General features: G+C 71.2%; 21 protein-coding genes. 15 read left to right on the forward strand and 6 right to left on the reverse strand.

Annotation, left to right across the window (positions count from 1 at the left end):
• Window positions 1-10 precede the first annotated feature (10 nt).
• The 5 genes from AC3DEV_RS07800 to AC3DEV_RS07820 all read left to right on the forward strand — a co-directional run bounded on the left by AC3DEV_RS07800 (window position 11) and on the right by AC3DEV_RS07820 (window position 5,724).
• Window positions 11-880, forward strand: a complete 870-nt coding sequence (locus tag AC3DEV_RS07800) for an iron ABC transporter ATP-binding protein (protein ID WP_082924023.1) — start codon at window positions 11-13, stop codon at window positions 878-880.
• Between the two features lie 162 nt (window positions 881-1,042).
• Window positions 1,043-2,281 carry a glucose-1-phosphate adenylyltransferase family protein gene (locus tag AC3DEV_RS07805; protein ID WP_488371751.1) on the forward strand — a complete coding sequence of 413 codons (1,239 nt, stop codon included), beginning with the start codon at window positions 1,043-1,045 and terminating at the stop codon, window positions 2,279-2,281.
• 80 nt (window positions 2,282-2,361) lie between these two features.
• Entirely contained in the window at window positions 2,362-3,348 is a 987-nt protein-coding gene (locus AC3DEV_RS07810) for an LLM class F420-dependent oxidoreductase (RefSeq protein WP_488371752.1), read from the forward strand.
• 113 nt (window positions 3,349-3,461) lie between these two features.
• Window positions 3,462-4,691 carry an acetyl-CoA hydrolase/transferase family protein gene (locus AC3DEV_RS07815; RefSeq protein WP_488371806.1) on the forward strand — a complete coding sequence of 410 codons (1,230 nt, stop codon included), beginning with the start codon at window positions 3,462-3,464 and terminating at the stop codon, window positions 4,689-4,691.
• 94 nt (window positions 4,692-4,785) lie between these two features.
• The gene (locus tag AC3DEV_RS07820; protein WP_488371753.1) at window positions 4,786-5,724 is read left to right on the forward strand and encodes a hypothetical protein; all 939 of its coding nucleotides are present in this window, start codon (window positions 4,786-4,788) and stop codon (window positions 5,722-5,724) included.
• A gap of 99 nt (window positions 5,725-5,823) precedes the next feature.
• On the opposite strand, the gene aqpZ is transcribed toward AC3DEV_RS07820, so the two are convergent.
• From aqpZ to AC3DEV_RS07835, 3 genes are all read right to left on the reverse strand, one after another.
• On the reverse strand, window positions 5,824-6,612 hold the full coding sequence (gene aqpZ / locus AC3DEV_RS07825; RefSeq protein ID WP_488371754.1) for an aquaporin Z: 789 nt from the start codon (window positions 6,610-6,612) through the stop codon (window positions 5,824-5,826).
• A 150-nt stretch (window positions 6,613-6,762) separates the two neighbouring features.
• Window positions 6,763-7,536: an SIR2 family NAD-dependent protein deacylase gene (locus AC3DEV_RS07830; RefSeq protein WP_488371755.1), complete on the reverse strand. Its 774-nt coding sequence runs from the start codon at window positions 7,534-7,536 to the stop codon at window positions 6,763-6,765.
• Complete coding sequence (locus AC3DEV_RS07835; RefSeq protein ID WP_082924021.1) at window positions 7,533-8,213, reverse strand: Rv1157c family protein; 681 nt, start codon at window positions 8,211-8,213, stop codon at window positions 7,533-7,535. The genes AC3DEV_RS07830 and AC3DEV_RS07835 overlap by 4 nt, the downstream gene beginning before the upstream one ends.
• 357 nt (window positions 8,214-8,570) lie before the next feature.
• Here AC3DEV_RS07835 and typA point away from each other — a divergent pair, with 357 nt between their 5' ends.
• The 4 genes from typA to AC3DEV_RS07855 are packed head-to-tail and all read left to right on the forward strand — an operon-like array spanning window position 8,571 to window position 13,709.
• Window positions 8,571-10,493: a translational GTPase TypA gene (gene typA, locus AC3DEV_RS07840; protein ID WP_067718464.1), complete on the forward strand. Its 1,923-nt coding sequence runs from the start codon at window positions 8,571-8,573 to the stop codon at window positions 10,491-10,493.
• Window positions 10,494-10,504: 11 nt separating this feature from the next.
• Window positions 10,505-12,376, forward strand: a complete 1,872-nt coding sequence (locus AC3DEV_RS07845; protein WP_488371756.1) for an ABC transporter substrate-binding protein — start codon at window positions 10,505-10,507, stop codon at window positions 12,374-12,376.
• Window positions 12,373-13,284: an N-acetyl-1-D-myo-inositol-2-amino-2-deoxy-alpha-D-glucopyranoside deacetylase gene (gene mshB, locus AC3DEV_RS07850; RefSeq protein WP_488371757.1), complete on the forward strand. Its 912-nt coding sequence runs from the start codon at window positions 12,373-12,375 to the stop codon at window positions 13,282-13,284. The genes AC3DEV_RS07845 and mshB overlap by 4 nt, the downstream gene beginning before the upstream one ends.
• Window positions 13,281-13,709, forward strand: a complete 429-nt coding sequence (locus AC3DEV_RS07855; protein WP_120283651.1) for a hypothetical protein — start codon at window positions 13,281-13,283, stop codon at window positions 13,707-13,709. The genes mshB and AC3DEV_RS07855 overlap by 4 nt, the downstream gene beginning before the upstream one ends.
• Here the strand turns inward: AC3DEV_RS07855 and AC3DEV_RS07860 are convergent.
• Together AC3DEV_RS07860 and AC3DEV_RS07865 are read right to left on the reverse strand one after the other, a co-directional pair.
• A complete protein-coding gene (locus AC3DEV_RS07860) occupies window positions 13,680-15,326 on the reverse strand; it encodes a PH domain-containing protein (RefSeq protein ID WP_488371758.1) in 1,647 nt (548 codons plus the stop codon). The genes AC3DEV_RS07855 and AC3DEV_RS07860 overlap by 30 nt on opposite strands.
• A complete protein-coding gene (locus tag AC3DEV_RS07865; RefSeq protein ID WP_163375961.1) occupies window positions 15,323-15,979 on the reverse strand; it encodes a PH domain-containing protein in 657 nt (218 codons plus the stop codon). Before AC3DEV_RS07865 ends, AC3DEV_RS07860 begins: the two co-directional genes overlap by 4 nt.
• Before the next feature lie 99 nt (window positions 15,980-16,078).
• On the opposite strand from AC3DEV_RS07865, the gene AC3DEV_RS07870 reads away from it, so the two are divergent.
• The 3 genes from AC3DEV_RS07870 to dapC all read left to right on the forward strand — a co-directional run bounded on the left by AC3DEV_RS07870 (window position 16,079) and on the right by dapC (window position 20,186).
• Window positions 16,079-18,658: a bifunctional FO biosynthesis protein CofGH gene (locus AC3DEV_RS07870; protein WP_488371759.1), complete on the forward strand. Its 2,580-nt coding sequence runs from the start codon at window positions 16,079-16,081 to the stop codon at window positions 18,656-18,658.
• A gap of 86 nt (window positions 18,659-18,744) precedes the next feature.
• A complete protein-coding gene (fdxA, locus tag AC3DEV_RS07875; RefSeq protein ID WP_067718452.1) occupies window positions 18,745-19,068 on the forward strand; it encodes a ferredoxin in 324 nt (107 codons plus the stop codon).
• Between the two features lie 5 nt (window positions 19,069-19,073).
• On the forward strand, window positions 19,074-20,186 hold the full coding sequence (dapC, locus tag AC3DEV_RS07880) for a succinyldiaminopimelate transaminase (RefSeq protein ID WP_488371760.1): 1,113 nt from the start codon (window positions 19,074-19,076) through the stop codon (window positions 20,184-20,186).
• A gap of 174 nt (window positions 20,187-20,360) precedes the next feature.
• Here the strand turns inward: dapC and dapD are convergent, their stop codons facing one another.
• Window positions 20,361-21,329 (reverse strand): 2,3,4,5-tetrahydropyridine-2,6-dicarboxylate N-succinyltransferase, encoded by a 969-nt coding sequence (dapD, locus tag AC3DEV_RS07885; protein ID WP_488371761.1) that lies wholly within the window; start codon window positions 21,327-21,329, stop codon window positions 20,361-20,363.
• 52 nt (window positions 21,330-21,381) lie between these two features.
• Here dapD and dapE point away from each other — a divergent pair, with 52 nt between their 5' ends.
• The 3 genes from dapE to AC3DEV_RS07900 all read left to right on the forward strand — a co-directional run bounded on the left by dapE (window position 21,382) and on the right by AC3DEV_RS07900 (window position 23,993).
• Complete coding sequence (dapE, locus tag AC3DEV_RS07890; protein WP_374220832.1) at window positions 21,382-22,554, forward strand: succinyl-diaminopimelate desuccinylase; 1,173 nt, start codon at window positions 21,382-21,384, stop codon at window positions 22,552-22,554.
• Between the two features lie 84 nt (window positions 22,555-22,638).
• Window positions 22,639-23,439, forward strand: coding sequence for an LOG family protein (locus tag AC3DEV_RS07895; RefSeq protein ID WP_488371762.1), 801 nt, complete (start codon window positions 22,639-22,641; stop codon window positions 23,437-23,439).
• Window positions 23,439-23,993 carry an LOG family protein gene (locus AC3DEV_RS07900; protein ID WP_317469336.1) on the forward strand — a complete coding sequence of 185 codons (555 nt, stop codon included), beginning with the start codon at window positions 23,439-23,441 and terminating at the stop codon, window positions 23,991-23,993. The genes AC3DEV_RS07895 and AC3DEV_RS07900 overlap by 1 nt, the downstream gene beginning before the upstream one ends.
• Window positions 23,994-24,049: the final 56 nt, after the last annotated feature.

The following is a 24,049-nucleotide window of genomic DNA, read 5'->3' on the forward strand; positions in this document are numbered from 1 at the left end:
GAGGCACATCATGTCCCTTCTCCCGTTCCGACGCCGTGACGACCGATCCGGTGAGAACCGGTGGTCGGCCGGGTGCGGTATCGAGGCGCGGTCGGTGTGTTCGTCCTACGGCGACACCCGGGTCCTGCACGACGTGACCGCGTGCTTCGCGCACGGTGGCGTGACGTCTCTCATCGGGCCCAACGGCGCAGGGAAGTCGACGCTGCTGGGTGTCATGAGCCGGCTCCAGGCGGCGGATTCCGGAACGGTGCTCGTCGACGGCGTCGACGTGTCGGTCAACGGTGGGCGTGAGCTGGCCCGCCGCCTCGCGGTGCTCCGCCAGGAGAACGCCGTCTCCATCCGGCTCACCGTGCGGGAGCTGGTCGGATTCGGCCGGTTCCCCCACAACGGTGGCAGGCCCGGCCCGGACGACGCCGAGCACGTCGACTACGCCCTGGGGGCGATGGAACTCGAGGACCTCGCCGACCGGTATCTCGACGAGTTGTCTGGTGGCCAGCGCCAACGGGCGCACATAGCGATGGTCTTGGCGCAGGACACGGACTACGTCCTGCTGGACGAGCCTCTGAACAACCTCGATCTCCGGCACGCCACCTCGATCATGCGGTTGCTGCGTCGCACCGCCGCGGAGCGGGGCAAGACCATCGTGCTCGTCATCCACGACATCAACATCGCCGCCGCGTACTCGGACCGGATCATCGCCATGAAGGACGGGCGGATCGTCTCCGACGGCACCCCGGCCGAGATCATGCGCACCGATGTCCTCAAGGCTGTCTACGACATGGAGATGCAGGTCGCCGAGGTCGCCGGGCGGTACGTGGCCCTGTACTTCGACGGGGAGGACGAGTTGGAGGAGTGTGGCGCGGCGTTGTCCACCGCCTGAGCCCACCGCCTGAGCCCACCGCCTGATCCACCGCCTGATCCGCCGCGGCCTGATCCGGTCTCACGGTGCCGGGCGACCGGTGGGATGACGCCGCAGTCCGGTTAGAGTGTCGTACTCGCAAGGGGTGGGTAGTCCCACGCCTGACCGGAGAGGAGACCTCGCATGGCGCCGCTGTCGGTCGTCACCATAGTCCTCGCAGGTGGAGCCGGTTCCCGGCTCCGTGCGCTCACCCGGGACCGGGCCAAGCCGGCCGTCCCCTACGGGGCCGGATACCAGCTGGTGGACTTCTCCCTGAGCAATGCCGCCAACTCGGGCCTGAGGGATGTCTGGGTGGTGCAGCAGTTCCATCCGGTGTCCCTGGGGTCCCATCTGCGGAGCGGCCGCCCGTGGGATCTCGACCGACTCGACGGCGGTCTGCTGGTGCTGCACCCGTCGCAGGGCACGGGCCGGGACGGTTTCCACTCGGGGACCGCGGACGCACTGTGGAAGCAGATCGAGCCCCTGCGCGAGGCGGCCCCGGACGTCACGGTCGTGGTCAGTGCGGACGCGGTGTACCGCCTCGACTACGACGAACTGGTCCGCGATCACCTGGACTCGTTCGCCGAGCTCACCATGGTCACCACTCGCGTGGCCCCCGAGGACGCCTCCCGCTACGGCGTGGTCCGGGTGGGCGAGGACGGGGCCGTCACCGAGTACCGCTACAAGCCGGACGATCCGGACGGCGACCTGATCTGCGCGGAGATCTTCGTCTTCAACACGACCGCCCTCATCAGCTACCTCGAGCGGGCCCACGAGGACGTCGTCACCGCCGGCGGCGCCGGGGACATGGGCGACATCGGGGACAACGTGCTGCCCGCCATGGTCGAGGCCGGGCATGCCCGTGAGTGGAGGCACGAGGGCTACTGGCGGGACGTGGGGACCGTCGAGTCCTACTGGGCCGGGCACATGGACCTGCTCGGCGAGCCCCCGGTCCACAAGCTCGATGTCCCGGGTTGGTCGCTTCGTTCCGCGTCGACCTACAGCGGGCCGGCGAGGGTCGGGGAGACGGCGGAGGTGTCCGGCTCGCTGCTCGGCCACGGTGCGGTCGTCCACGGGGCGGTCGAGCATTCCGTCGTGGGGCCCGGCGCCGTCATCGAGACGGGGGCGCGTGTCCGCGACAGCGTGGTCCTGCCCGGAGCCGTGGTCCGGTCCGGGGCGCGCGTGGAGACCGCGGTCGTCGACGCCGACGTGGAGGTCCCCGTCGACGCGAGGATCGGCGAGCATCAGGCCGGTCCGACCGAGGCGACGGTGCGCGTCGCGCTGTTGGGGACCGCGCCGGACGGTCCCCGTCCGCCGGGGTTCACCCTGGACCCGGGGACCCTCGATCCGCCCGACGACGACGACGAGGACCGCACCGTCTGATACGGCGGCGTCGGATCCCCGGTCCGAACCGGTGGTGAGGTCGGCCACCCGGGACCTGTCGTCGGGCTAGGCTCGCGCACATGCGATTCGGACTCTTCCTGCCCCAGGGGTGGCGCCTCGATCTGGTCGACGTGCCGGCCGCCCGTCACTGGCCCGTCATCTCCGACCTGGCAGCCCGCGCCGACGCCGGGCAGTGGGAGTCGCTGTGGGTGTACGACCACATGCACACCTCGCCGCTCACGTCGACCGAGGCGACCCACGAGGCGTGGAGCCTGATGTCGGCCCTGGGTGCGACCACGTCCCGGGTCCGGCTCGGGCAGATGTGCACCTGCATCGGCTACCGGAACCCGGCACTGCTGGCGAAGATCGCCGCGACGGTCGACCACATCTCCGGCGGCCGGGTGGAGATGGGGATCGGGGCGGGCTGGTACGAGCACGAATGGCGCGCGTACGGCTACGGTTTCCCCTCGGCGGGCGAGCGACTGGCGATGCTCGACGAGGGCGTACGCCTGATGACCCAGGCGTGGTCCGACGGCGTCGTCTCGCTGAACGGCGAGCACTACCGGGTCGACGGGGCGATCGTTCAGCCGCAGCCCCTGCAGGAGGGCGGCATCCCGATGTGGATCGCGGGCGGGGGCGAGCGGAAGACTCTCCGGACCGCGGCCCGGTACGCCGACTACACCAACTTCGACGGCACCGCGGAGGGCTTCGCCCACAAGTCACGGATCCTGCGCGGGCACTGCGAGGACATCGGGCGGGACCCGGCCGAGATCACCAGGACCGCGAACTACAACGTGGCGATCGGGGAGACCGAGAAGGACGTCGAGGATCGGCTGGCGACGCTGAAGGACCGGATGGCGAAGCACGTCGGGGCCGACGAGGCCGAACGTCAGCTCGGCGCCTACCGCGGCCTTCCGGCCGTGGGTACACCGGAGCAGATCGTCGAGAGATTGTCCGAGCTCAAGGCGCTGGGAATGGAGTACGGCGTCTTCTACTTCCCCGAGATCGCCACCGACACCTCCGGGCTCGACCTGTTCGAGCGTGAGGTCATCCCGGCGCTGGCCTGAGTCCACTCGGCGCATCCCGCGCCCCGGTCAACGAGAGCAGGTGCCCTGTGACGAGGAACGTCGAGTACGAGGAACTCCCGGCGGAAGCGGTTCTCGACCACGTCACGCCGGGGATGCACGTCATCGTCCCCATCCAGAACGCCGCCCCGCCGGCGCTGCTCCGCGCACTGGACTCGGGGGCCGACGGTATGGAGGACGTGACCATCCACCACATGGACCCGTGGGAGTCCCTGCCGTTCATGGAGGGTGCGTACCCGGGCAGGCTCCGGCACGTCGACTACTTCCTCGGGCGCGGGTCGCGGGAGAACTTCCACCGGGGCCACTGCGACCTGATCCCGGTCGACTTCGCGCAGGTGCCCGCGACCCTGCGGGAATTCTCGCCTCCCGGGTTGGCGATCACCGCCGTGTCGGAGATCGACGAGCACGGCTTCTTCTCGATGGGCACCAACGCCGACTACGTTGCCTCGTTCATCGGGCAGGTGCCGTTCTTCGTCGAGGTCAATTCCCAGATGCCCCGCACCTTCGGGCGCAACCACATCCACATCTCGCAGGTCGTGGGCGTGACCCGCAATGACACCCCGATGATCACCATGGAGGCACCGCCGCCGGGGGACATCGACAACGCGATCGCGGAGATCATCGCCGAGCGGGTCCCCGACGGCGCCTGTCTCCAGCTGGGGGTCGGCAGGCTGCCCAACGCGTTCCTGTCGCGGCTGACCGGGCACCGGCATCTGGGGATCCACACAGAGGCGTTGTCGGACGGGGTGATGGACCTCGTCGAGGCCGGTGTGGTGGACGGCTCCCGCAAGACCGGTCGACCGTTCAAGCACGTCACCACGTTCGCTCTGGGATCGCAGCGACTCATGGATTGGCTCCACAACAACCCGTCGGTGGCGATGCTCCCGGTGGACATCGTGAACGACCCGAGAGTGATCGGCCAGGAGCACAACCTCTATTCGATCAACGCGACAAGCGAGGTGGACCTGTTCGGCCAGGCGGCCTCGGAGACCATCGGTGGCCGCTACTGGTCCGGTGCCGGGGGACAGGCCGACTTCGCCCGCGGGTGCACCTTCTCTCCGGGAGGTCACGGGTTCATCGTGACGCCGTCCCAGACCTCCAAGGGCGTCAGCCGGATCTCGCTGTCACTCACGCCCGGCAGTCCGGTCACCACCCACAAGAACATCATCGAGAACGTCGTCACGGAGTTCGGTATCGCGGAGCTGAGGGGCAAGTCGGTCGCCGGACGGGCCGCGGCACTGATCGCGATCGCGCACCCCGATCATCGCGAGCGGCTCAGCAGGGAGGCGAGGGAGGCGGGCCTGCTCCCTCGTGCCCACCACTAGGCGGGTGGACGGCCGGTGGCACCCGACCGGTGGCACCCGTCTGGGGGCGGGGTTACGTTCCTGAAGCAACCCGACCCCTGAAAGGGAGGCAGCTGTGGACCCCATCATCTGGATCATCATCGGGGTGATCGCGCTGATCATCGTGATCGCGCTCATCGCGATGGCCGTCAAGAGCAGCAACCGGAAGAAGCTCACCGAGGCCGCGGAACTGCGGCGTAGCGCACGAGAACGCGAGCAGCAGCTCGAGCAGCAGGACGCGGTCGTCCGCGAGCAGGAGCACAGGGCGGGCGCGGCTGAGCAGGAGGCCCGTGCGAAGGCCGCCGAGGCCGACAAGCTCCGGGTGGAGGCCGAGCGGCAGCGCGGCACCGTCGATGAGCAGAAGCATGATGTCCGGCGGATGGAACAGACCGCCGAGAAGCTCGATCCCAAGGGCCGTGCTGAGGATCTCGACCGCGGTCGCGACCACGGCGACCGGGGTCTCACGCACGATCGCGACCACGGTGGCGACCGGGGTCTCACGCACGATCGCGACCACGGTGGCGACCGGGGTCTCACGCACGATCGCGACCATGGCGGCGACGGGGGCCTCACCCACGGTCGCGACAGGGGCGGTGACCTCACCCATGACCGCGACCGCGGTGGCGACCTCACCCATGATCACGACCGCGGTGCGTTGCGCGGCGACCGGGTCCCCGACGAGGGGCGTGGCCGTGGCACCGACCACGGAGGGATGGCCACCGGGACCGGTATGGGCTCGTCCGCCACTTCCGGGTCCGGTATCGACTCCGGTGACCGGGGCCGCCACGGAGCGGGCGCCGGGGCCGCCGGAGCACCCGGCGCCGGAGTGGGTGACGCCGGCGGGCGTCACGCCCGGACCGACGATGTCCCCGGTGGTTCTGATCCGCAGGCGAGGTCGGGGCACCGGACCGGGACGCCCGGCGACACCGTCGATCCGGACCGTCATCCTGACGACAAGCCGGGCATCGTGGACAAGATGCTGGGCCGGACCCGCGGGGATGAACCCCGCCACTGACCGGAGGAGGCCTCGCGCCTCGGAGCGGCCGCATCGATGAGGGGCCCGTGGGAGGAAGTTCTCCCTCGGGCCCTTCGTGTTGACCCCGTCGGCGGTGCGTCAGGCCGAGACGGCCACGGATCGACCGTTGAGCCCGCGAGCGCCGAACAACGGGCCGTACAGGATTCCGGCGATCAGGGCGCCGACGATCGGTGCCACCCAGAACAGCCACAGCTGGCCCGGTGCGCCGCCCCCGTTGAAGAACGCCACGGCCGTCGACCGTGCCGGGTTCACCGATGTGTTGGTGATCGGGATGGAGATGAGGTGAATGAGCGTCAGTGTGAGGCCGATGGCCGCGGGCGCGAAGCCGGCGGGGGCCCGGTGATCGGTGGCGCCGAGGATGACCCACACGAAGAGGGCCGTGAGCACGATCTCGATGAGCAGCGCCGAGAGCAGGCCGTAGCCGTCGGGCGAGTTGGCCCCGTAGCCGTTGGCGGCCATGCTGCCGGTGGCCTCGAATCCGTCTTTTCCGCTCGCCACGACGAGGATCAGCGCGCCCGCGACCAGACCCCCGACGACCTGACTGACGATGTAGATGGGCACTTTCGCCCAGGGAAGTCGGCCCGCGACCGCGGCGCCGATGGTCACAGCCGGGTTGAAGTGACCGCCCGAGATGTGCCCGAACGCGTACGCGCCGGTGAGGACCGTGAGCCCGAACGCGATCGCGACCCCGAGGTATCCCACGCCGACGGGGACGTCGCCGGTATCGGCGGTGGCGATCTGGACCGCCGCGAACACGGCGGTGCCGCAACCGCCGAGGACGAGCCAGAACGTGCCGATCAACTCGGCGGCGATGACCGCGGTGATGGCCGGGGCGGTAGACGGGGTTGTCGGGGACGAATCAGACATGAGGTGACCTCCGGTCCTGGCCTCCGTGCGAACGGAGGAGCGGGAACTCCGGGCGTGGGTCCCTGCGCGCTATGCTAGCGCGCTCTATCGGCCCCAGAGAGGTTTCCGCCAGCCGGTGTGTGGCAGGGCCGGAAGGGCGGCCCGAGGGGATCAGGGTGCCACGAGGTGAGGAAGCGCCTGCCCTGCGGTGGCCCGGACGTGGACCGAGACCTCGGAGCCGAGCCCCGAGGCGCCCGGGTTCACCTCGACCACCGGGATCCGGGCGTCGGCGGCGAGCCCGGGTAGTGACGCCGCGGGGTGGACCAGGCCGGAGGTGCCGACGACGAGCACCGCCGCGGCCGAGGTGACCGCGTCGACCGCAGCGTCCCAGGGCCGGCCCGGGAGCATCTCGCCGAACCACACCACGCCCGGTCGGGCGCGCCCGCCACACCGGTCGCAGTTCGGCGGGGTGAGGCGGTCGACGGGCTCGGCGGGAGGAGGGCCGACCTCCATCGGCGCGTCGCAGGTGTCGCAGCGGTGGGCGAACAGACTCCCGTGGACGTGGTGCACCCGGTTCGATCCGGCGCGCTCATGGAGGTCGTCGACGTTCTGCGTGACCACCACCACGTCACGGTGGGCCTGGGCGCGGGCCACCGCGACGTGCCCGGCGTTCGGCTCCGCGCCGGAGACCAGGCGCTCGCGCCAGCGGTACCAGGCCCAGACGGTGTCCCGGTCGCGTGCCCAGGCCTCCGGCGTGGCCAGGGCGGACGGGTCGTACCGCTCCCACAGGCCGGTCTGGGCGTCGCGGAAGGTGGGCACACCACTCTCGGCGCTCATCCCGGCGCCACTGAGAACGACCAGAGGCCCGTCGCCGGCGAGGGCGAGACGGGCCTCGGTCAGGTCCTGGTCGGCGACGGGGTGGGGCCCGCTACCGTCGGCGGTCACCGGACGAACGCGGTCCCCACGGTGGGGAAGGCGACGCAGTTGGCGGTCCCGCCCTCCTCCAGGTTCGTGGTGACGCCACCCTGCAGGAGCATGAGAACCTGGCCCGGGCCCGTGTCGGCGACCCCGTTGACGGTGGCGGGGCCACCCTCGTTGAGGCCGTTGTACCCGAGGACGGTGGTACCGCGACGACCGTTGTTGACGTTGATCCAGTCGACGGTCATGGGCTGGGCCTGCTGGGCCGCGACACCCTCGGTGCCCAGGGCGGTGAAGATGAAGCCGAGATGGCCGGGGGCGATGCCGGGCAGCGGGAGATCGGCCGGGCCGGGCACGGCGGTCGCGGCACCGACGGCGGTCTGCTCACCGCCGATGCACTGCTGCATGATCGTGGGGTAGGCGAACTGCGCGATGACCGGGCCGTTCTCGGGAATCGGGGTGCCGGGTTCGCCGGTACCGCGGAAGAAACCGACGGCGCGGGCGATGGTGCCCCGGGTCTCCTCGGGGATCCACTGCTGCTCGGCGAGGTTCTCGATCGCCTGGAGCACGGGCTCGGTCGGGCGTCCCAGTTCGTCGAGCGACTGCGCGCTGGCGGTGGCGGGTGCGGCGAGACCGACCGCGACGGCGGCGACGGCCCCGAGACCGATGGTCCGGAACGAGGTCCTGAGCGAGTGGCGGATCACTGGCGAGTCCATTCTTCGGATGGGCGGGCGGACCGGCGGACGGGCCGACCGGTCGACCGCTAGATATTCTCATAAGTGTCCCGAGTCACGGGCACCGGGAGTCGGGCAGATGAGCGATCTGGTGCTGATGTTACAGAAGTTATACGTGATGTAAATAACACACAGGGTGTCCGCACTGTCGGGGTGGTCTCAGGATGGGGGAATCGTCCGGATCAGCGGGTAAAGTGGATCCGCACGCGCGCTCGACCGGACGCGCCTGTGGATCGCGGCTGACTAGCGCCGTCGATTCCCACCACCAGCCCGGCGGCCCACGAGCCGCCCCGGGCGCCCGTAAGCCTCCGAGGGAGAACCCAGCGTATGGCCTTGACCGAGTTCCGCAACGTCGCAATCGTCGCCCACGTCGACCACGGGAAGACGACACTCGTCGACGCGATGCTGCGCCAGTCCGGCGCGTTCGACGAACGCGCGGAGCTCGTGGACCGGGTCATGGACTCGGGCGACCTCGAGCGTGAGAAGGGCATCACGATCCTCGCCAAGAACACCTCCGTGCGGCGACACGGCGCGGGTGCCGGTGGCGCGGACCTCGTCTTCAACATCATCGACACCCCGGGTCACGCGGACTTCGGCGGCGAGGTCGAGCGTGGCCTGAACATGGTCGACGGCGTCGTCCTGCTCATCGACTCCTCCGAGGGGCCACTACCGCAGACCCGCTTCGTGCTGCGCAAGGCGCTCGCTGCCTCCCTGCCGGTCATCATCGTCGTCAACAAGACCGACCGGCCGGACGCCCGGATCGACGAGGTCGTCGAGGAGGCACAGGACCTGCTCCTGGATCTCGCGGCCGACCTGGAGGACCCCGCCGCCCAGGCCGCCGCCGAGCACGCGCTCGAGCTGCCCGTGGTCTTCGCCTCCGGCCGCGCCGGCAAGGCGTCCACCACCCAGCCGGCCAACGGCCAGGAGCCGGAGGGGGAGAACCTCGACGAGCTGTTCGCCCTGCTCTACGACGTGATCCCCGCCCCGCGCGGGGACGCCGACGCCCCGCTGCAGGCCCACGTCACCAACCTGGACGCCTCCAACTTCCTCGGCCGCATCGGTCTCGTGCGCATCCACAACGGCCGGCTGCGCAAGGGGCAGCAGGTCGCGTGGATCCACAACCTGCCGGGCGGCGAGCAGGAGACCAAGTCCGTCAAGATCTCCGAGCTGCTCAAGACCGACGGTGTCGAGCGGGTGCCCACCGAGGAGGCCGTCGCCGGTGACATCGTCGCGGTCGCCGGCATCAGCGACATCATGATCGGTGACACGCTGGCGGATCCGGAGAACCCGGTCGCCCTCCCGGCCATCACGGTCGACGAGCCCGCCATCTCCATGACCATCGGCGTCAACACCTCGCCCCTGGCCGGCCGGAACGGCGGTAAGAAGCTCACCGCGCGCATGGTCAAGGCGCGCCTCGACCAGGAGCTCGTCGGCAACGTCTCGCTCAAGGTGCTCGACACCGAGCGTCCCGACGACTGGGAGGTGCAGGGTCGTGGCGAGATGGCGCTGTCCATCCTCGTCGAGACCATGCGCCGCGAGGGCTTCGAGCTGACCGTCGGCAAGCCGCAGGTGGTCACCAAGACGATCGACGGCAAGCTCCACGAGCCGTTCGAGCACATGACCATCGACGTCCCCGAGGAGCACCTCGGTGCGGTCACCCAGCTCATGGCCGCCCGCAAGGGCCGCATGGAGCAGATGAGCAACCACGGCTCCGGCTGGGTGCGCATGGAGTTCACCGTCCCCGCACGCGGCCTCATCGGCTTCCGGACGACCTTCATGACCGATACCCGGGGTGCGGGGATCGCCAACTCGTACTCCGCCGGATACGAGCCGTGGGCCGGGGAGATCCGGGCCCGGCACACCGGTTCGCTGGTCGCGGACCGTGCGGGCAAGGCCACCACGTTCGCGCTGCTCGGGCTGGCCGACCGCGGTGACTTCTTTATCGAGCCCGGCTCCGAGGTCTACGAGGGTGTCGTCGTGGGGGAGAACCCGCGCTCGGAGGACATGGACGTCAACATCACCAAGGAGAAGAAGCTCACGAACATGCGTGCGGCCTCCTCCGACGCCACCGAGACGCTGTCCAAGCACAAGAACCTCTCCCTCGAGGAGGCCATGGAGTTCTGTGCCGTCGACGAGTGTGTCGAGGTGGCCCCCGAGGTGGTCCGTGTGCGCAAGGTCCTGCTCACCGCCAACGAGCGGGCCAAGGCCCGCAGCCGGTCCAAGTCGCGCGACCAGCAGACGGTCGGCTAGACCGGAAGTCGATGACGACGAGGGGGGCGTCGGTGCGCCGGCGGGGTGCCGCCGCGGTGTGCGCCGCGCTGGCCCTCGTCGTCGTCACCGGGTGCGTCGCCGACCCGCCCCCACCGGCGGTGGTGGGCGAGGAGCGCACCGACGGCGCGTCGGTCACCCTCACGGATGACGGTCTCCTGCTCGCGCTGAACCGGGTGGACCCGGGCTTCAACCCGCACCTCCTGGCCGACCAGGGCGTGGACACCGACCTCGTGGCCTCGCTGCTGCTGCCCAGCGCGTTCGTCCCGGGCCCCGGTGGCGAACAGACGCTCAACCGGGATCTCCTGGTCTCCGCCGCGCGAGTCCCCGGCGCCCCCTCGACCATCCGGTACACGATCGATCAGCAGGCGCAATGGTCCGACGGTGTCCCCGTCGCGGCGGAGGACTTCGAGTACCTCTGGCGGCAGATGACCAGCCAGCCCGGCGTGGTCGATCCGGCCGGGTACGAGCGGATCGTGGAGGTCCGTTCGGGTGCGGGCGGCAAGGTCGTCGATGTGGAGTTCGACGTCGTGCCGGAGCACTGGCGGAGCCTGTTCACCCACCTGCTCCCCGCGCACATCCTCAAGGGTGCGCCCGACGGATTCCAGGGCTCGATGCAACTCCTGCCGGTGACGAGCGCGGGGCCGTTCATGATCCGCACGGCCGACATCGGCCGGGGGCAGATCGAATTCGTGCGCAACGACCGGTACTGGGCCCGCGCGCCCGAGGTCGACCAGATCGTCGTGCGACGGGCCACCGGAGCCGGCCAGCTCGGGAAGTCGCTGAGGGGCGGTCCCGGGGTGATGGCGATCGTCTCGGCGAACCCGGTGGCGGCGGACGTGGCCGCCACGGTCCCGGGAGTGACCACCGCGCCCCTGGAGAGCGCGGCCCAGCTCGAACTCGGGCTGAACACGGTCGCGCCGGCGGTGGCCGATCCGGCGGTCCGTCGCGCGGTGGCCGCGGCGATCGACCCCGAGGTGGTGGGGCGCATCGTCACGCGGGAGGCCGATCCGTCCGTGTCGTCCTTCCCGTTCCCCGCGGGATCGGCCGATACCGTCACCGCTGACGCGGACGCCGTCGAGCGCGAGCTGGGCGACGCCGGCTTCACCCGCACGGGCACGCGCTGGCGACGTGACGGGACCCCGCTGGCCGTGACCCTGGGGGTCGAGGGTGCGGACGAGCGGGCCGTGACCGCTGCCTACACCGTCGCCGACCAACTGCGCTCTGCGGGGATCGGTGCCCGGGTGTGGGAGCTGGACGCGACCGCCCTGTACGGGGACGCACTCCCGCACGGGCTCGTCGACGGCGTCGTGGGCTGGCAGCGGACCGACGGACGGCCCGAGGTCGCCGCGGTCTCGCGCTTCGCCTGCGGGACCCGACCGGCCGCCACCGGGACGAGGACCGCAACCCCGTCCCGCACGCCGACCACCGTGTCGAGCCTCATCCCGCCCGACCCGGACACGGGGGAGACCCCCGACCGACGGACGAGTGCCACCACCACCGTCACCACCACGCCCACCACTCCCTCGCGCACACTCGGCCGCGGTGCGGCCGCGCGGGCCGGCGACGTCACCGGAGTCTGTGACCCCGAGATCAATCGGGCGCTCGGCGTGGCGGAGCCGGGAGGATCATCCGGTCAGGGCGCCCCGCCCGCCCCGGGTGCCGCGGTCGATCTCGCCGCCGCGGGCGACAGGGTCGCCGAGCTGGCCCTGCGGGTGCCACTCGTGCGGCCGGCCCTGCTGCTGGCCGCCGACGGGGTCGACGTGAGCGGAACGGACCCCGCCCGCCCGGCCCGCGACGACCCGGACCCGAGGACGGCCACCGACGTGTTCGATACCGCACCCGCCTGGAAGAGGACCGGATGACACCGACCACCGCGACCCCGACCACCGCGACCCCGCCCGCCGACGGCGTGCGCGCCCTGTTCGTCCACGCCCACCCCGACGACGAGGCGATCACCACCGGCGGCACGATCGCCGCGCTGGTCGCCGCCGGTGGCGACGTCCGTGTCGTCACCTGCACGCTCGGCGAGGAGGGCGAGGTGCTCGGCGAGGAGTTCGCCGGCCTCGTCGCGGACCGCGCCGACCAACTCGGGGGGTACCGGATCGGCGAACTGGCGGGCGCCCTGCGCGCCCTCGGGGTCGACCGCACCCGCTTCCTCGGCGGCGCCGGCCGGTGGCGCGACTCGGGGATGGCGGGGACGCCGTCGGCCGATCACCCGCGTGCGTTTGTGCGGTCGGGCAGGGAGGCGGTGGACGAGGTGGTGGCCGTCCTCGACGACTTCAGGCCCCATCTCGTGGTGACCTACGACCCGCGGGGCGGCTACGGCCACCCCGACCACATCCGGGCCCACGAGGTGGTGCACGCCGCCATCGAGGACGCCGCCCACCGGCCGGAGCGTGTGGCCTGGACGGTCACCGCGCGGTCGGAGACCACCCGGACCCACCCTGCGCCGCCCGCGCACCTGCGGCACCCGGAGTCCGGCGAACTGCCGTCCGTCCCGGACTCGAGACTGACCCATCGCGTCCCGCTGGACGACGCCGACTACGCCGCCAAACTGGCCGCCCTGACCGGACACGCCACCCAGCTCGAGCTGGTGCCCGGCCCGGAGGGGGAGCCCTGGTTCCTCGCCCTGACCAACGGGGTCCTGCAGTCCGTCCCCCAGGTGGAGTGGTACATCGCCCGTGACCGCGCCGAGGACGACGGACCGTACGTCACGTGCCCGGCCGGGTCGGCGCACCTGCTCGACGGGCTGGGCGGGGAGCGACCATGACAGCCGCGGCGCAGGGCGCGCAGGGGGCCTCCGTGGTACCGCGTGCGCGGGCGGCTTCCGTCGCCGAGTTGGGGACTGCGCTGGTGCTGCTCGCGATCGGTGCGGTGGCAAGCTGCGTGCTCGCCTCGGCGTGGCTGACCATGTATGTCGGTCTCGTGCCGGTCCCGATCAGTGTCCTCGCCGCCGGGGCGTGGTCGCTGTTCCTGGTGCGGGTCGGGTCGATGTGGTCGCAGCGGAAGATCGTGGCGGCGTTCCCCGCCCTCGTCTGGATCCTCACGTTGGTCGCGATCAATCTGGGCCCCGGGGGAGACATGCCCGTGCCGATCGGACTGCGCGGGCTCGCGCTCCTGGTGTTCGGGGGTCTGGTCCCGCTGTGGATGGCCACGCTGTGGCCGTCACCCGCGTCGGACGCCCATCGACGGTGAGACACGGCCCCCGGGCTCTCCGGTGTGGTGCCACACGTCGGTGATCCCCGGCGTCAGCGCCTCGGCGAGCGCCCACGCCTCGTCGGCGTCGATGTCGACCACCGAGTAGACGCCGTTCCCGGCCGGTGTGGCCGCGGAGACGGTCGCGACGCGCGCCGTGCGCTGGAACACCGACTGGGTGACGGTCCAGCCGATGATCCCGTCCGCCTCGAGAACGGATCGCTTGGCGGTCCACGACCCGTTCGAGGTCACCAACACCTCCGGCAGTAGCGCGTGTCCGAGCATGCGGATACGGTCCACCGACAGCACCACGAAGAACACCAGTGCGGCGGGGATGCCCCAGTGCACCCAGATGTCCGCCGACGGGCCCGAGTCGATCCGCACCAGCACGATGATCCCGGCGACGATCCAGAACGGGAGCAGGCCCCGGGTGACCCGCCGACGGGAGGCCTTCCACGGGTGCCGCCGCAGCGGGACGGTCACCGGCGTCTCGTTTCCGAGGATGCGGATCGCCACCCGACGCACGTCCGCGATCGGCGCCTGCGGCAGCAGGGTCGACGCGGTGGCGCCCTTCTTGGTGCCGGTCATGATGGGTTCCAGCCGGCCGCCGCCGAGCATCCGCAGGTAGACCGGCAGCCGCATCTCCACGCCGCGCAACCGGGCCTTGTCGAGGGCGATGTGCTTGCGCCGCAGGATGCCGTTCTGGACGTAGAGCAGCTGGCCCCGGTCGGTCAGCGCGTACTTGCCGTACCGGATGGCGTAGGTGATGATCGCCAGCACCCCGGCGACCAGCCAGATCGCGACCCCCTTGCCGACGAACGCCCAGGGTTGCCCCAGTGAGTCCAGCCAGTCGATGGTCCCCTCGACCACCGCCAGGTCCATGATGCGGTCGTGCATGTCGCCCATCTGCCAGGTGATGAGCCACAGGGAGAACAGCACGCCGAACCCGATGAAAGAGAACGGCGCGAACCGCGACCAGGTGACCTTCCACCGGGCGATGTCCTCCCCGTATTTCGACCCCCACTGCTCCTCGTCCTCCACGTCGAGCGAGGGGTCCATGGCGCGTCGGTGTTTGAGGAGCTCGTCCCGCAGCGGGTCGACGAGTGTGGTGTCGATGGCGTCGAGGCGGAACCGCTCGGCGTCCGACTTCCCGGAGTCGGCCCGCCCGGTCCCCACCTCCACGATCGAGACCTTGAGGACCCGGTGGAACAGGTCGGACTCGGTGTCGACGCTCCGGATGCGCTGACGGGCGACCGTGACCACCTGGCGGCTGAAGAAGCCCTTCTTCAGGATGATGTGGGTGCGTCCGACCTGATAGCTGGTCGACAGCCACCGCAGGACACCGCTGAGGATCACCAGCGAGACCACGACGATCTCGAACCAGTAGTTGCTGCGGTTGGAGCCCAGCCACAGGGAGATGAGGAACAGCGGGAGCAGGCGCGTCAGCATGCCCAGCGGGTACACGAGCAGCATTCGCCAGGACAGGCGCTGCCAGGGGGCCTCCGGGTCGATCTTCTCGGCGACCGCGGGTTCGTCGGTGCCGGAGACCTCCTCCGCCGGTTCGGCCGCCGTCACCCCGGCCGCCGTCACCCCGGGCGCCGTCTCGGGCCCGGTCACGTTCCGTCCTCCGAGTCCAGGTTCGCGATTGCGATGAGGTGCTGGGCCAACGCCTCGGCGTCGGCCAGGTTGAGCCCCCGGATCTCCACCGTGCCCTGGGCGGACGCGGTGGAGGCGTTGACGGTCGCCAGGCCGAACCACCGCTCGAACAGGGTGCGCGTCGTGTACACGGTCTGCAGACGGGCCAGCGGCGCGATGCGGAACTGGGTGGTCCACCACCCCTTGCGTGAGCACACCGCCGTGTCCGAGACGTCCCACCGGGCCACGATGTATCGCCACCACGGCGCCACGACGATGCCCATGAACGCGAACGGCACCGTCACCGCCAGCGCCACCCAGTTCCAGAACGCCATGACGTTGTCGCCCCAGAAGAACCAGCCGACCTGCAGGCCCGCGAGGACCGCCCAGGACCAGATTCCCTCGATCACGAAGAGGAACGGTGTGCGCTTCTCGATCCGGTGCCGCGGCGCGGTGACCAGCACCCGGTTGTTCGTCAGCAGTGCATCGCCGGTGTCCGGCAGTTCGCCGCCCGCGTCCCGCTCGTCGAGCGCCGGGCGCGGTGCGCGGAGAGCGTGCGCACCCCCGTCGGCTGCGGCCGGGCTGGACACCAGGGGGTCCCCGTTCGTGCGGAGGGGGACTGCGTGATCGGGCATGACGGTAAGACTAGTGGGCGGGAGCACGCGTCAGGCCCCTGACCACCCGTGGAGCACCGGCCGCTCGCCACGCACGCGAGGTGGGGCATCATCACGGGCATGGATCACGCACCGAACCCCGCCGATCCCCGGCCCACGGCGTCGGCCGTGCGGCGCGCCCTGCGCCGGGCCTCCGACGGGCTCACCCTGGACGTCACCGAGGCTGCCGTGCTGCTCGCCGCGCGGGGCGAGGACCTGGCGAGGCTGACCTCCCTCGCCGCCGGCCGCCGGGACGCCCGCCTCGTCGACGAGGGGCGCCCCGGGGTGGTGACGTACTCCCGCAAGGTGTTCGTCCCGCTGACCCGCCTGTGCCGGGACCGCTGCCACTACTGCACGTTCGTCACAATCCCCGGCAAGCTCCGGGCGGCGGGCGAGGGCATGTTCCTCGACCCGGACGAGGTCATCGACCTGTGCCGCCGCGGCGCGGAGGCCGGGTGCAAGGAGGCCCTGTTCACGCTCGGCGACCGTCCGGAGGACCGGTGGCCCGAGGCCCGGGAATGGCTCGAGTCCCGCGGCTTCTCCTCGACGCTGGACTACGTGCGCGCCATGGCGATCCGGGTGCTCGAGGAGACCGGGCTGCTGCCGCACCTCAACCCGGGCGTGATGAGCTGGTCCGAACTGTCCACCCTCAAGCCGGTCGCCCCGTCGATGGGCATGATGCTCGAGACCACCGCGACCCGGTTGTTCACCACCCCGGGCGAGTGCCACCACGGCAGCCCGGACAAGGACCCGGCCGTCCGCCTGCGCACCCTCACCGACGCGGGCCGCCTCGCAGTGCCGTTCACCACCGGGATCCTCGTGGGGATCGGCGAGAACCGCACCGAGCGAGCCGAGAGCCTGCTCGCGCTGGCCGGGCTCGCCCGCGAGTTCGGTCACCTGCAGGAGGTGATCGTGCAGAACTTCCGCGCCAAGCCGGACACCGCGATGCGCGCCGCGGACGACGCGGGCACCGACGAGTTCCTCGCCGCGATCGCCGTCGCCCGACTGGTGCTCGACCCGCGCGTGGCGGTGCAGGCCCCGCCCAACCTCGTCGACCGCGACGACGTACTGGCCCTGATCGACGCCGGTGTGGACGATCTGGGCGGGATCTCGCCGCTCACCCCGGACCACGTCAACCCCGAGCGGCCGTGGCCGCACCTCGACGAGCTCACCGCCGACCTCGCCGCGCGCGGGTGGACGCTCACCGAACGACTCACCGCGCATCCCCGTTACGTCGGTGCGGGCGACGCGTGGATCGACCCACGGGTGGCGGGTCACGTCCGTGCGCTGGCGGACCCGTCGAGCGGGCTCGCCGTGGTGGGGGACGACGACGAGGTGGTGCAGCCGCAGGGACGGCCCTGGCAGGAGCCCGACGACGACTGGGACTCGAGCGGACGGACCGATCTGCACACGGCGATCGACTCCGAGGGCCGCAATACGGACACCCGGTCGGACATCGGCGAGGCCTTCGGCAACTGGGACGTCATCCGGGCCCGCGCGGCGGAGCTGGGGGCCGCGGCGCTGGTCACCGAGCGGGCCGACGCCGAGGTCGTGGCCGCGCTGCGCGCAGCCGAGGCGGACCCCGCCGGCCTCACCGATGGGCAGTATCTCGCGCTGGCGACCGCCACCGGGGACGGCCTGGCCGCCGTCGCGGGGCTCGCCGACCGGATCCGCGCCGACGTGGTGGGGGACACCGTCACCTACGTCGTCAACCGGAACATCAACTTCTCCAACATCTGCTACACCGGATGCCGCTTCTGCGCCTTCGCCCAGCGCAAGGGCGACGCCGACGCGTTCTCGCTCTCCGCGGCCGAGGTCGCCGACCGCGCGTACGAGGCGTACGTCTCCGGCGCATCCGAGGTGTGCATGCAGGGCGGCATCGACCCGGACCTGCCGGTGTCCGGGTACGCCGACCTGGTCCGCGCGGTCAAGGAGCGGGTGCCGTCCATGCACGTGCACGCGTTCAGCCCCATGGAGATCTCCAACGGCGCCTCGCGATCGGGCGTGGGGGTCCGGGAGTGGCTCACCGAGCTCCGTGCGGCGGGGCTGGACACCATCCCCGGTACCGCGGCGGAGATCCTCGACGACGAGGTGCGCTGGGTGCTCACCAAGGGCAAACTCCCCGCCTCCGAGTGGATCGACATCGTCACCACCGCCCACGAGGTGGGGCTGCGGTCGAGTTCGACGATGATGTACGGCCACGTGGACACCCCGCGCCACTGGGTGGCCCACCTGCGGACCCTCCGTGGGATCCAGGAACGCACGGGCGGCTTCACCGAGTTCGTCCCGCTGCCCTTCGTGCACCGCAGCGCGCCGCTGTACCTGGCCGGCGCCTCACGGCCCGGTCCGACCCGGGAGGAGAACGTCGCGGTCCACGCCCTGGCCCGCATCATGCTGCACGGGGCGATCGACCACGTGCAGACGAGCTGGGTCAAGCTCGGGGTCGCGGGGACGCGGACCATGCTGCGATCCGGCGCCGACGACCTGGGCGGGACCCTCATGGAGGAGACCATCTCGCGGATGGCCGGCGCAGAGAACGGCTCGGCCAAGACCCCGGAGGAGATCGAGGAGATCGCCACCGGGATCGGACGCCCGGTCCGCCGTCGTGACACCGTCTACGGACCCGCCCACCGACCCATCGGGGTGACCGTCGTCACATAGGTCGATCGGCTCGCGGGGCGGCTTCCGCATCCGCGTGGCCTGTGACATACGATTCAGGTCATACCGCTACGAGGAAGGTGGCTGACGTGACCTACACGATCGCAGAGCCGTGCGTCGACGTGATGGACAAGTCCTGCGTCGAGGAGTGTCCTGTCGACTGCATCTACGAGGGTGGACGGATGTTGTACATCCACCCCGACGAGTGCGTCGACTGCGGGGCGTGTGAGCCGGTCTGCCCCGTGGAGGCCATCTTCTACGAGGACGACGTCCCGGACGAGTGGACCGAGTACAACGCCGCGAACGCGGACTTCTTCGTCGAGCTCGGATCGCCGGGCGGCGCGGCCAAGGTCGGCAAGGTCGATTACGACCACCCGATGGTCAAGGCGCTCCCGCCCATGAACCAGGAGTGACCCCGGTGGTGTCGCGCCCGGAGCGTCGACCGCCCGGGCGCGCGCTCCCGGTGTTCCCCTGGGACACCCTCTCGGACGCCCGCTCGCGCGCCTCCGCCCACCCGGACGGTCTCGTCGACCTCACCGTCGGCACGCCCGTGGACCCGGTCGCCCCGGTGATCCGCGAGGCGCTCGCCGCAGGCTCGGATTGGCCCGGGTACCCCACGACCGTCGGCACCCCCGATCTGCGGCGGGCCGCGGTCGACGCGCTCGAGCGCCGGTACGGCATCACGGGGATCACTCCCGACGCCGTGCTACCGGCGATCGGCACAAAAGAACTCATCGCGGGCCTGCCCGCCCAGCTCGGACTGGGGCCGGGCCACACGGTCGTCGTGCCCGAGGTCGCCTACCCGACCTATGAGGTCGGCGCACTGCTGGCGGGGGCCACGGTGGTTCGCGCCGACTCGCTCATGCAGCTCGGCCCGTCCTCGCCGACGTTGCTGTACCTCAACTCGCCGTCGAACCCCAGCGGCAAGGTGCTCGGCGTGAACCACCTGCGCAAGGTGGTCGGCTGGGCCCGCGACCGCGGCGTGATCGTCGCCTCCGACGAGTGCTACCTCGGACTGGTGTGGGAGGGCGAGGCACCCTCGATCCTCGATCCGCGTGTCTGCGACGGCGACCACACCGGCCTCCTCGCACTGCACTCGCTGTCCAAGACCTCCAACCTCGCGTCGTACCGCGCCGGGTTCGTCGCCGGTGACCCCGGCCTGGTCGCCGAGCTTCTCGAGGTGCGCAAGCACGCCGGGATGATGATGCCGCTGCCCGTCCAGTCGGCCATGACGGCCGCCCTGGGCGATGACGCCCACGAGGCCGAGCAGCGTGAGCGGTACCGGGCCCGCCGTGCACGCCTGCTGCCCGCGGTCGAGGCGGCCGGATTCCGGATCGATCACTCAGAGGCCGGCCTGTACCTGTGGGCCAGCCGCGACGAGGCCTGCCGCGACACCGTGGACTGGTTCGCCGAGCGCGGCGTGCTCGTCGCGCCGGGCGAGTTCTACGGACCCGCCGGGGCGCGGCACGTCCGCATCGCGCTGACCGCCACCGACGCCACGGTGGACGAGGCCGTGCGCCGACTGGGCTGAGCAGGCCGCCCGCGTCACCCGGCGTCCCGCCTCGTCCGGCGTCCGGCGTCGCCCGGCCGCCCGCGTCGCCCGGCCGCCCCATAGAGAAGGACGTTCCGCGCACCCGCCTCTCGGGCGATGTGTGCGGAACGTCCTTGTCGACGGGGGGTGACGCCGCCGAGATGAGAATCGGCGTCAGTCGTTGGCGTGCAGATCCGCGTTGAGCTCGACGCCCTCGCGCTTCCACGGCACCGCCTCGACGGAACCGGTCAGTGAGTTGCGCCGGAAGAGCAGGTTGTCCATGCCCGAGAGCTGGCCGGCCTTGACCGGTTCCCGCTCGGCCCAGGCGCCCGCCCGGACGTCCACCTTGGTGCCCGCGGTGACGTACAGTCCGGCCTCGACCACGCAGTCGTCGCCCAGCGAGATGCCGACACCCGAGTTGGCCCCGAGCAGGCAGCGCTCACCGATCGAGATGGTCTCCTTGCCGCCGCCGGAGAGCGTGCCCATGATGGAGGCGCCGCCGCCGACATCGGAATCGGTGCCGACCACGACACCCGCGGAGATGCGACCCTCGACCATCGACGCGCCCAGCGTGCCGGCGTTGAAGTTGACGAACCCCTCGTGCATGACCGTGGTGCCCTCGGCCAGGTGGGCGCCCAGGCGGACGCGGTCGGCGTCGGCGATGCGGACGCCCGACGGGACCACGTAGTCCACCATGCGCGGGAACTTGTCCACGCCGTACACCGTGACCGGGCCGCGGGCCCGCAGCTTGGCGCGCACCAGCTCGAAGCCCGGGACCGCGCACGGTCCGAAGTTGGTCCACACGACGTTGCTCAGCTTGCCGAACAAGCCGTCCATGTTCGCGAAGTGCGGCTTGATGAGGCGATGGCTGATCAGGTGGAGCCGGAGATAGGCGTCGTAGGCGTCGGACGGCGGCTGGGTCAGGTCCTCGATCTCCACCCGCACGGCCACCCTCTCGACCCCCCGGTCGGCGTCGGCGCCGGTCAGCGGCGACAGCTCGGCGGGTACCTCGTCGCCGGACAGCACCCGGTGACCGCCGGCGGACGCGGCGCCCAGCTCCGGCTCTGGGTACCACACGTCGAGAACGGTGTGGTCGGACGTCAGGGTGGCGATTCCGGTGGCCACGGCTCCATGTGCACTCATGGCCCCGATGCTAGCGGTCTGCCCCGACGGGCACGGGTCACGGGCAACTAGGGTGGGGGCCGTGACCGCCGCCCTCGATCTGACCGCCGACCCGGTCGACCTCACCCGCGCCCTCGTCGACATCCCCAGTCCCTCACGGGAGGAGGATGCGATCGCCGCCGCCGTACAGGCCGCTCTCGAGGCGACCGTCGCGGGCTTCACCGGGCCGGCCGCGGGCCGGACGGAGGTGATCCGGGACGGCAACCGGGTCCTCGCCCGTACCTCCCGGGGCCTCCCGACCCGGGTCGTGCTCGCCGGACACCTCGATACGGTCCCCCTGGCGGACAACGTCCCGTGCCGGGTCACCGGCGAGGGGACGGAAAGGGTCCTGCACGGGTGCGGGACAGTGGACATGAAGTCCGGGGACGCGGTGTTTCTGCACCTGTTCGCCGCGCTGGCGGACTCCGACGAGCTGGCGCACGACCTCACCCTGGTGCTCTACGACTGCGAGGAGATCGAGGCCACGGCCAACGGTCTGGGTGTCCTCGAACGCACGCACCGCGACTGGCTGACGGGGGATGTGGCGATCCTCGGCGAGCCGACCGGCGGGCTCATCGAGGCCGGCTGCCAGGGGACCCTGCGGATCCGGGTCCACGCCCGCGGCGTGCGGGCCCACTCGGCGCGGAGCTGGCTGGGCGACAACGCCGTGCACCGGCTCGCGCCGGTGTTGGGGGCGCTCGCGACCTATGAGGCCCGGTCGGTGGACATCGACGGGTGCGTCTACCGCGAGGGGCTGCAGGCCGTGCGGATGTCGGCGGGGGTCGCCGGCAACACGGTCCCGGACGAGGCCTGGCTCGACGTGAACTTCCGGTCGGCCCCGGACCGGGACACCGATGCCGCCCTCGCGCACGCCCTCGACGCCCTGGGGCTGACCGGTCTCCCACGTGTGACGGAAGGGGAGACCCCGCCCGCCGAGCCCGGTCTGTACTGGGAACTCACCGACCTCTCGCCGGGGGCGCTTCCCGGCCTGGGGGCCCCGGCTGCGGCGGAGCTCGTCCGCGCGGCCGGTGGGCGGGTCCGTGCGAAGTACGGGTGGACCGACGTGTCCCGTTTCGCGGCGCTGGGCATCCCGGCGGTCAACCTCGGCCCCGGCGACCCCGGCATGGCCCACAAGCGCGACGAGTACTGTCCGGCGGCACAGATCACCGACGTCAGCAGGGTCCTGCGCGCCTACCTCACCAGCTAGGGCGGCGAGCGCCCCGGGATCGCCCACGTCCCGGGTACCGCCGCTCCCGGCCCACCCCCAGATCATCGAAGGAGACCCCGGCCCATGGCCCCCAACGACCCCGTGCACATGCGAGGCCCCGTCCTCGTCCGTCGTGAAAAGGGTGGCGAACACACCACCACCGACCAGCGGCTGCTGGACAAGAACCAGGACACCGACTGGCTGCACACCGACCCGTGGCGGGTGCTGCGTATCCAGAGCGAGTTCGTCAACGGATTCGGCGCACTGGCCGAACTGTCGGACGCCGTCAGCGTGTTCGGTTCGGCCCGCACCCGGCCCGGGGACCCGGCGTACGAGCAGGCCGTGGAGCTCGGCCGTGCGCTGGTGGAGGCCGGCTACGCAGTCGTGACCGGTGGCGGGCCCGGACAGATGGAGGCGGCGAACAAGGGGGCGTGGGAGGCGGATGGTGAGTCTGTCGGTCTCGGGATCGAGTTGCCCCACGAGCAGGGCCTGAACCGGTGGGTGAGCCTGGGTCTGCACTTCCGCTACTTCTTCATCCGCAAGACGATGTTCGTCAAGTACACGCAGGCCTTCGTGTGCACGCCGGGTGGGTTCGGCACCCTCGACGAGTTCTTCGAGGCCATCACCCTCGTCCAGACGGACAAGATCACGAGGTTCCCGATCGTGCTGCTCGGCGTGGACTTCTGGGCCCCACTGACCGACTGGATCCGCGGCACTCTGGCCGAGGAGGGGATGATCTCCGCGTCCGATCCCGACCTGTTCCTGGTGACGGACTCCGTGTCGGAGACCGTGGAGTACATCCGCGAGGCCCACCACAGGGCGGCGCTGACGTCCGAGGAGCGGGAGGACCTTTACGGCGAGGAGCACCGCGGGGTCGAGCGGTGATAGCCCCGGTCCCCGGTCGCCGTGTCTGCGTCTACTGCGCCTCCTCCACCTACGACCCGGAGTTGCTGGCCATCGCGACGGACGTGGGGGAGGGCATCGCCCGACGAGGGTGGTCGCTCGTGTCCGGCGGCGGCAACGTCTCGATGATGGGTGCGCTCGCCGAGGCGGCACGAGCCGGCGGCGCACGCACCGTCGGTGTGATCCCCGAGGGGCTGCGGGTCCGCGAGGTCGCCGACACCGCGGCCGACGAACTCGTCGTCGTCACCACAATGAGGGAACGCAAGCGGGAGATGGAGGAGCGATCCGACGCCTTCCTCACCCTGCCCGGCGGGATCGGGACCATGGAGGAGATGTTCGAGATGTGGACCTCGGCCTCCCTGGGCTTCCACCACAAGCCGGTGGTGCTCTATGACCCGATCGGCTTCTACCGCCCCTTGCTGGACTGGGTCGGAGGGTTGGCGGAAGCCGGATTGGTCAAACCCGAGGCGCTGGCGCACCTGGTCGTGTGCGACGACCTCGAGGCCGCGCTAGACGCCTGTGGAGGTCGCCGGTGATCGCCGCCGGTCCCGGTGTCGGCCCGGCGCCTGTCCCCGCGCCCACACTGTGTGGT

Source organism: Dietzia sp. IBK-p2-15D (assembly GCF_057773105.1).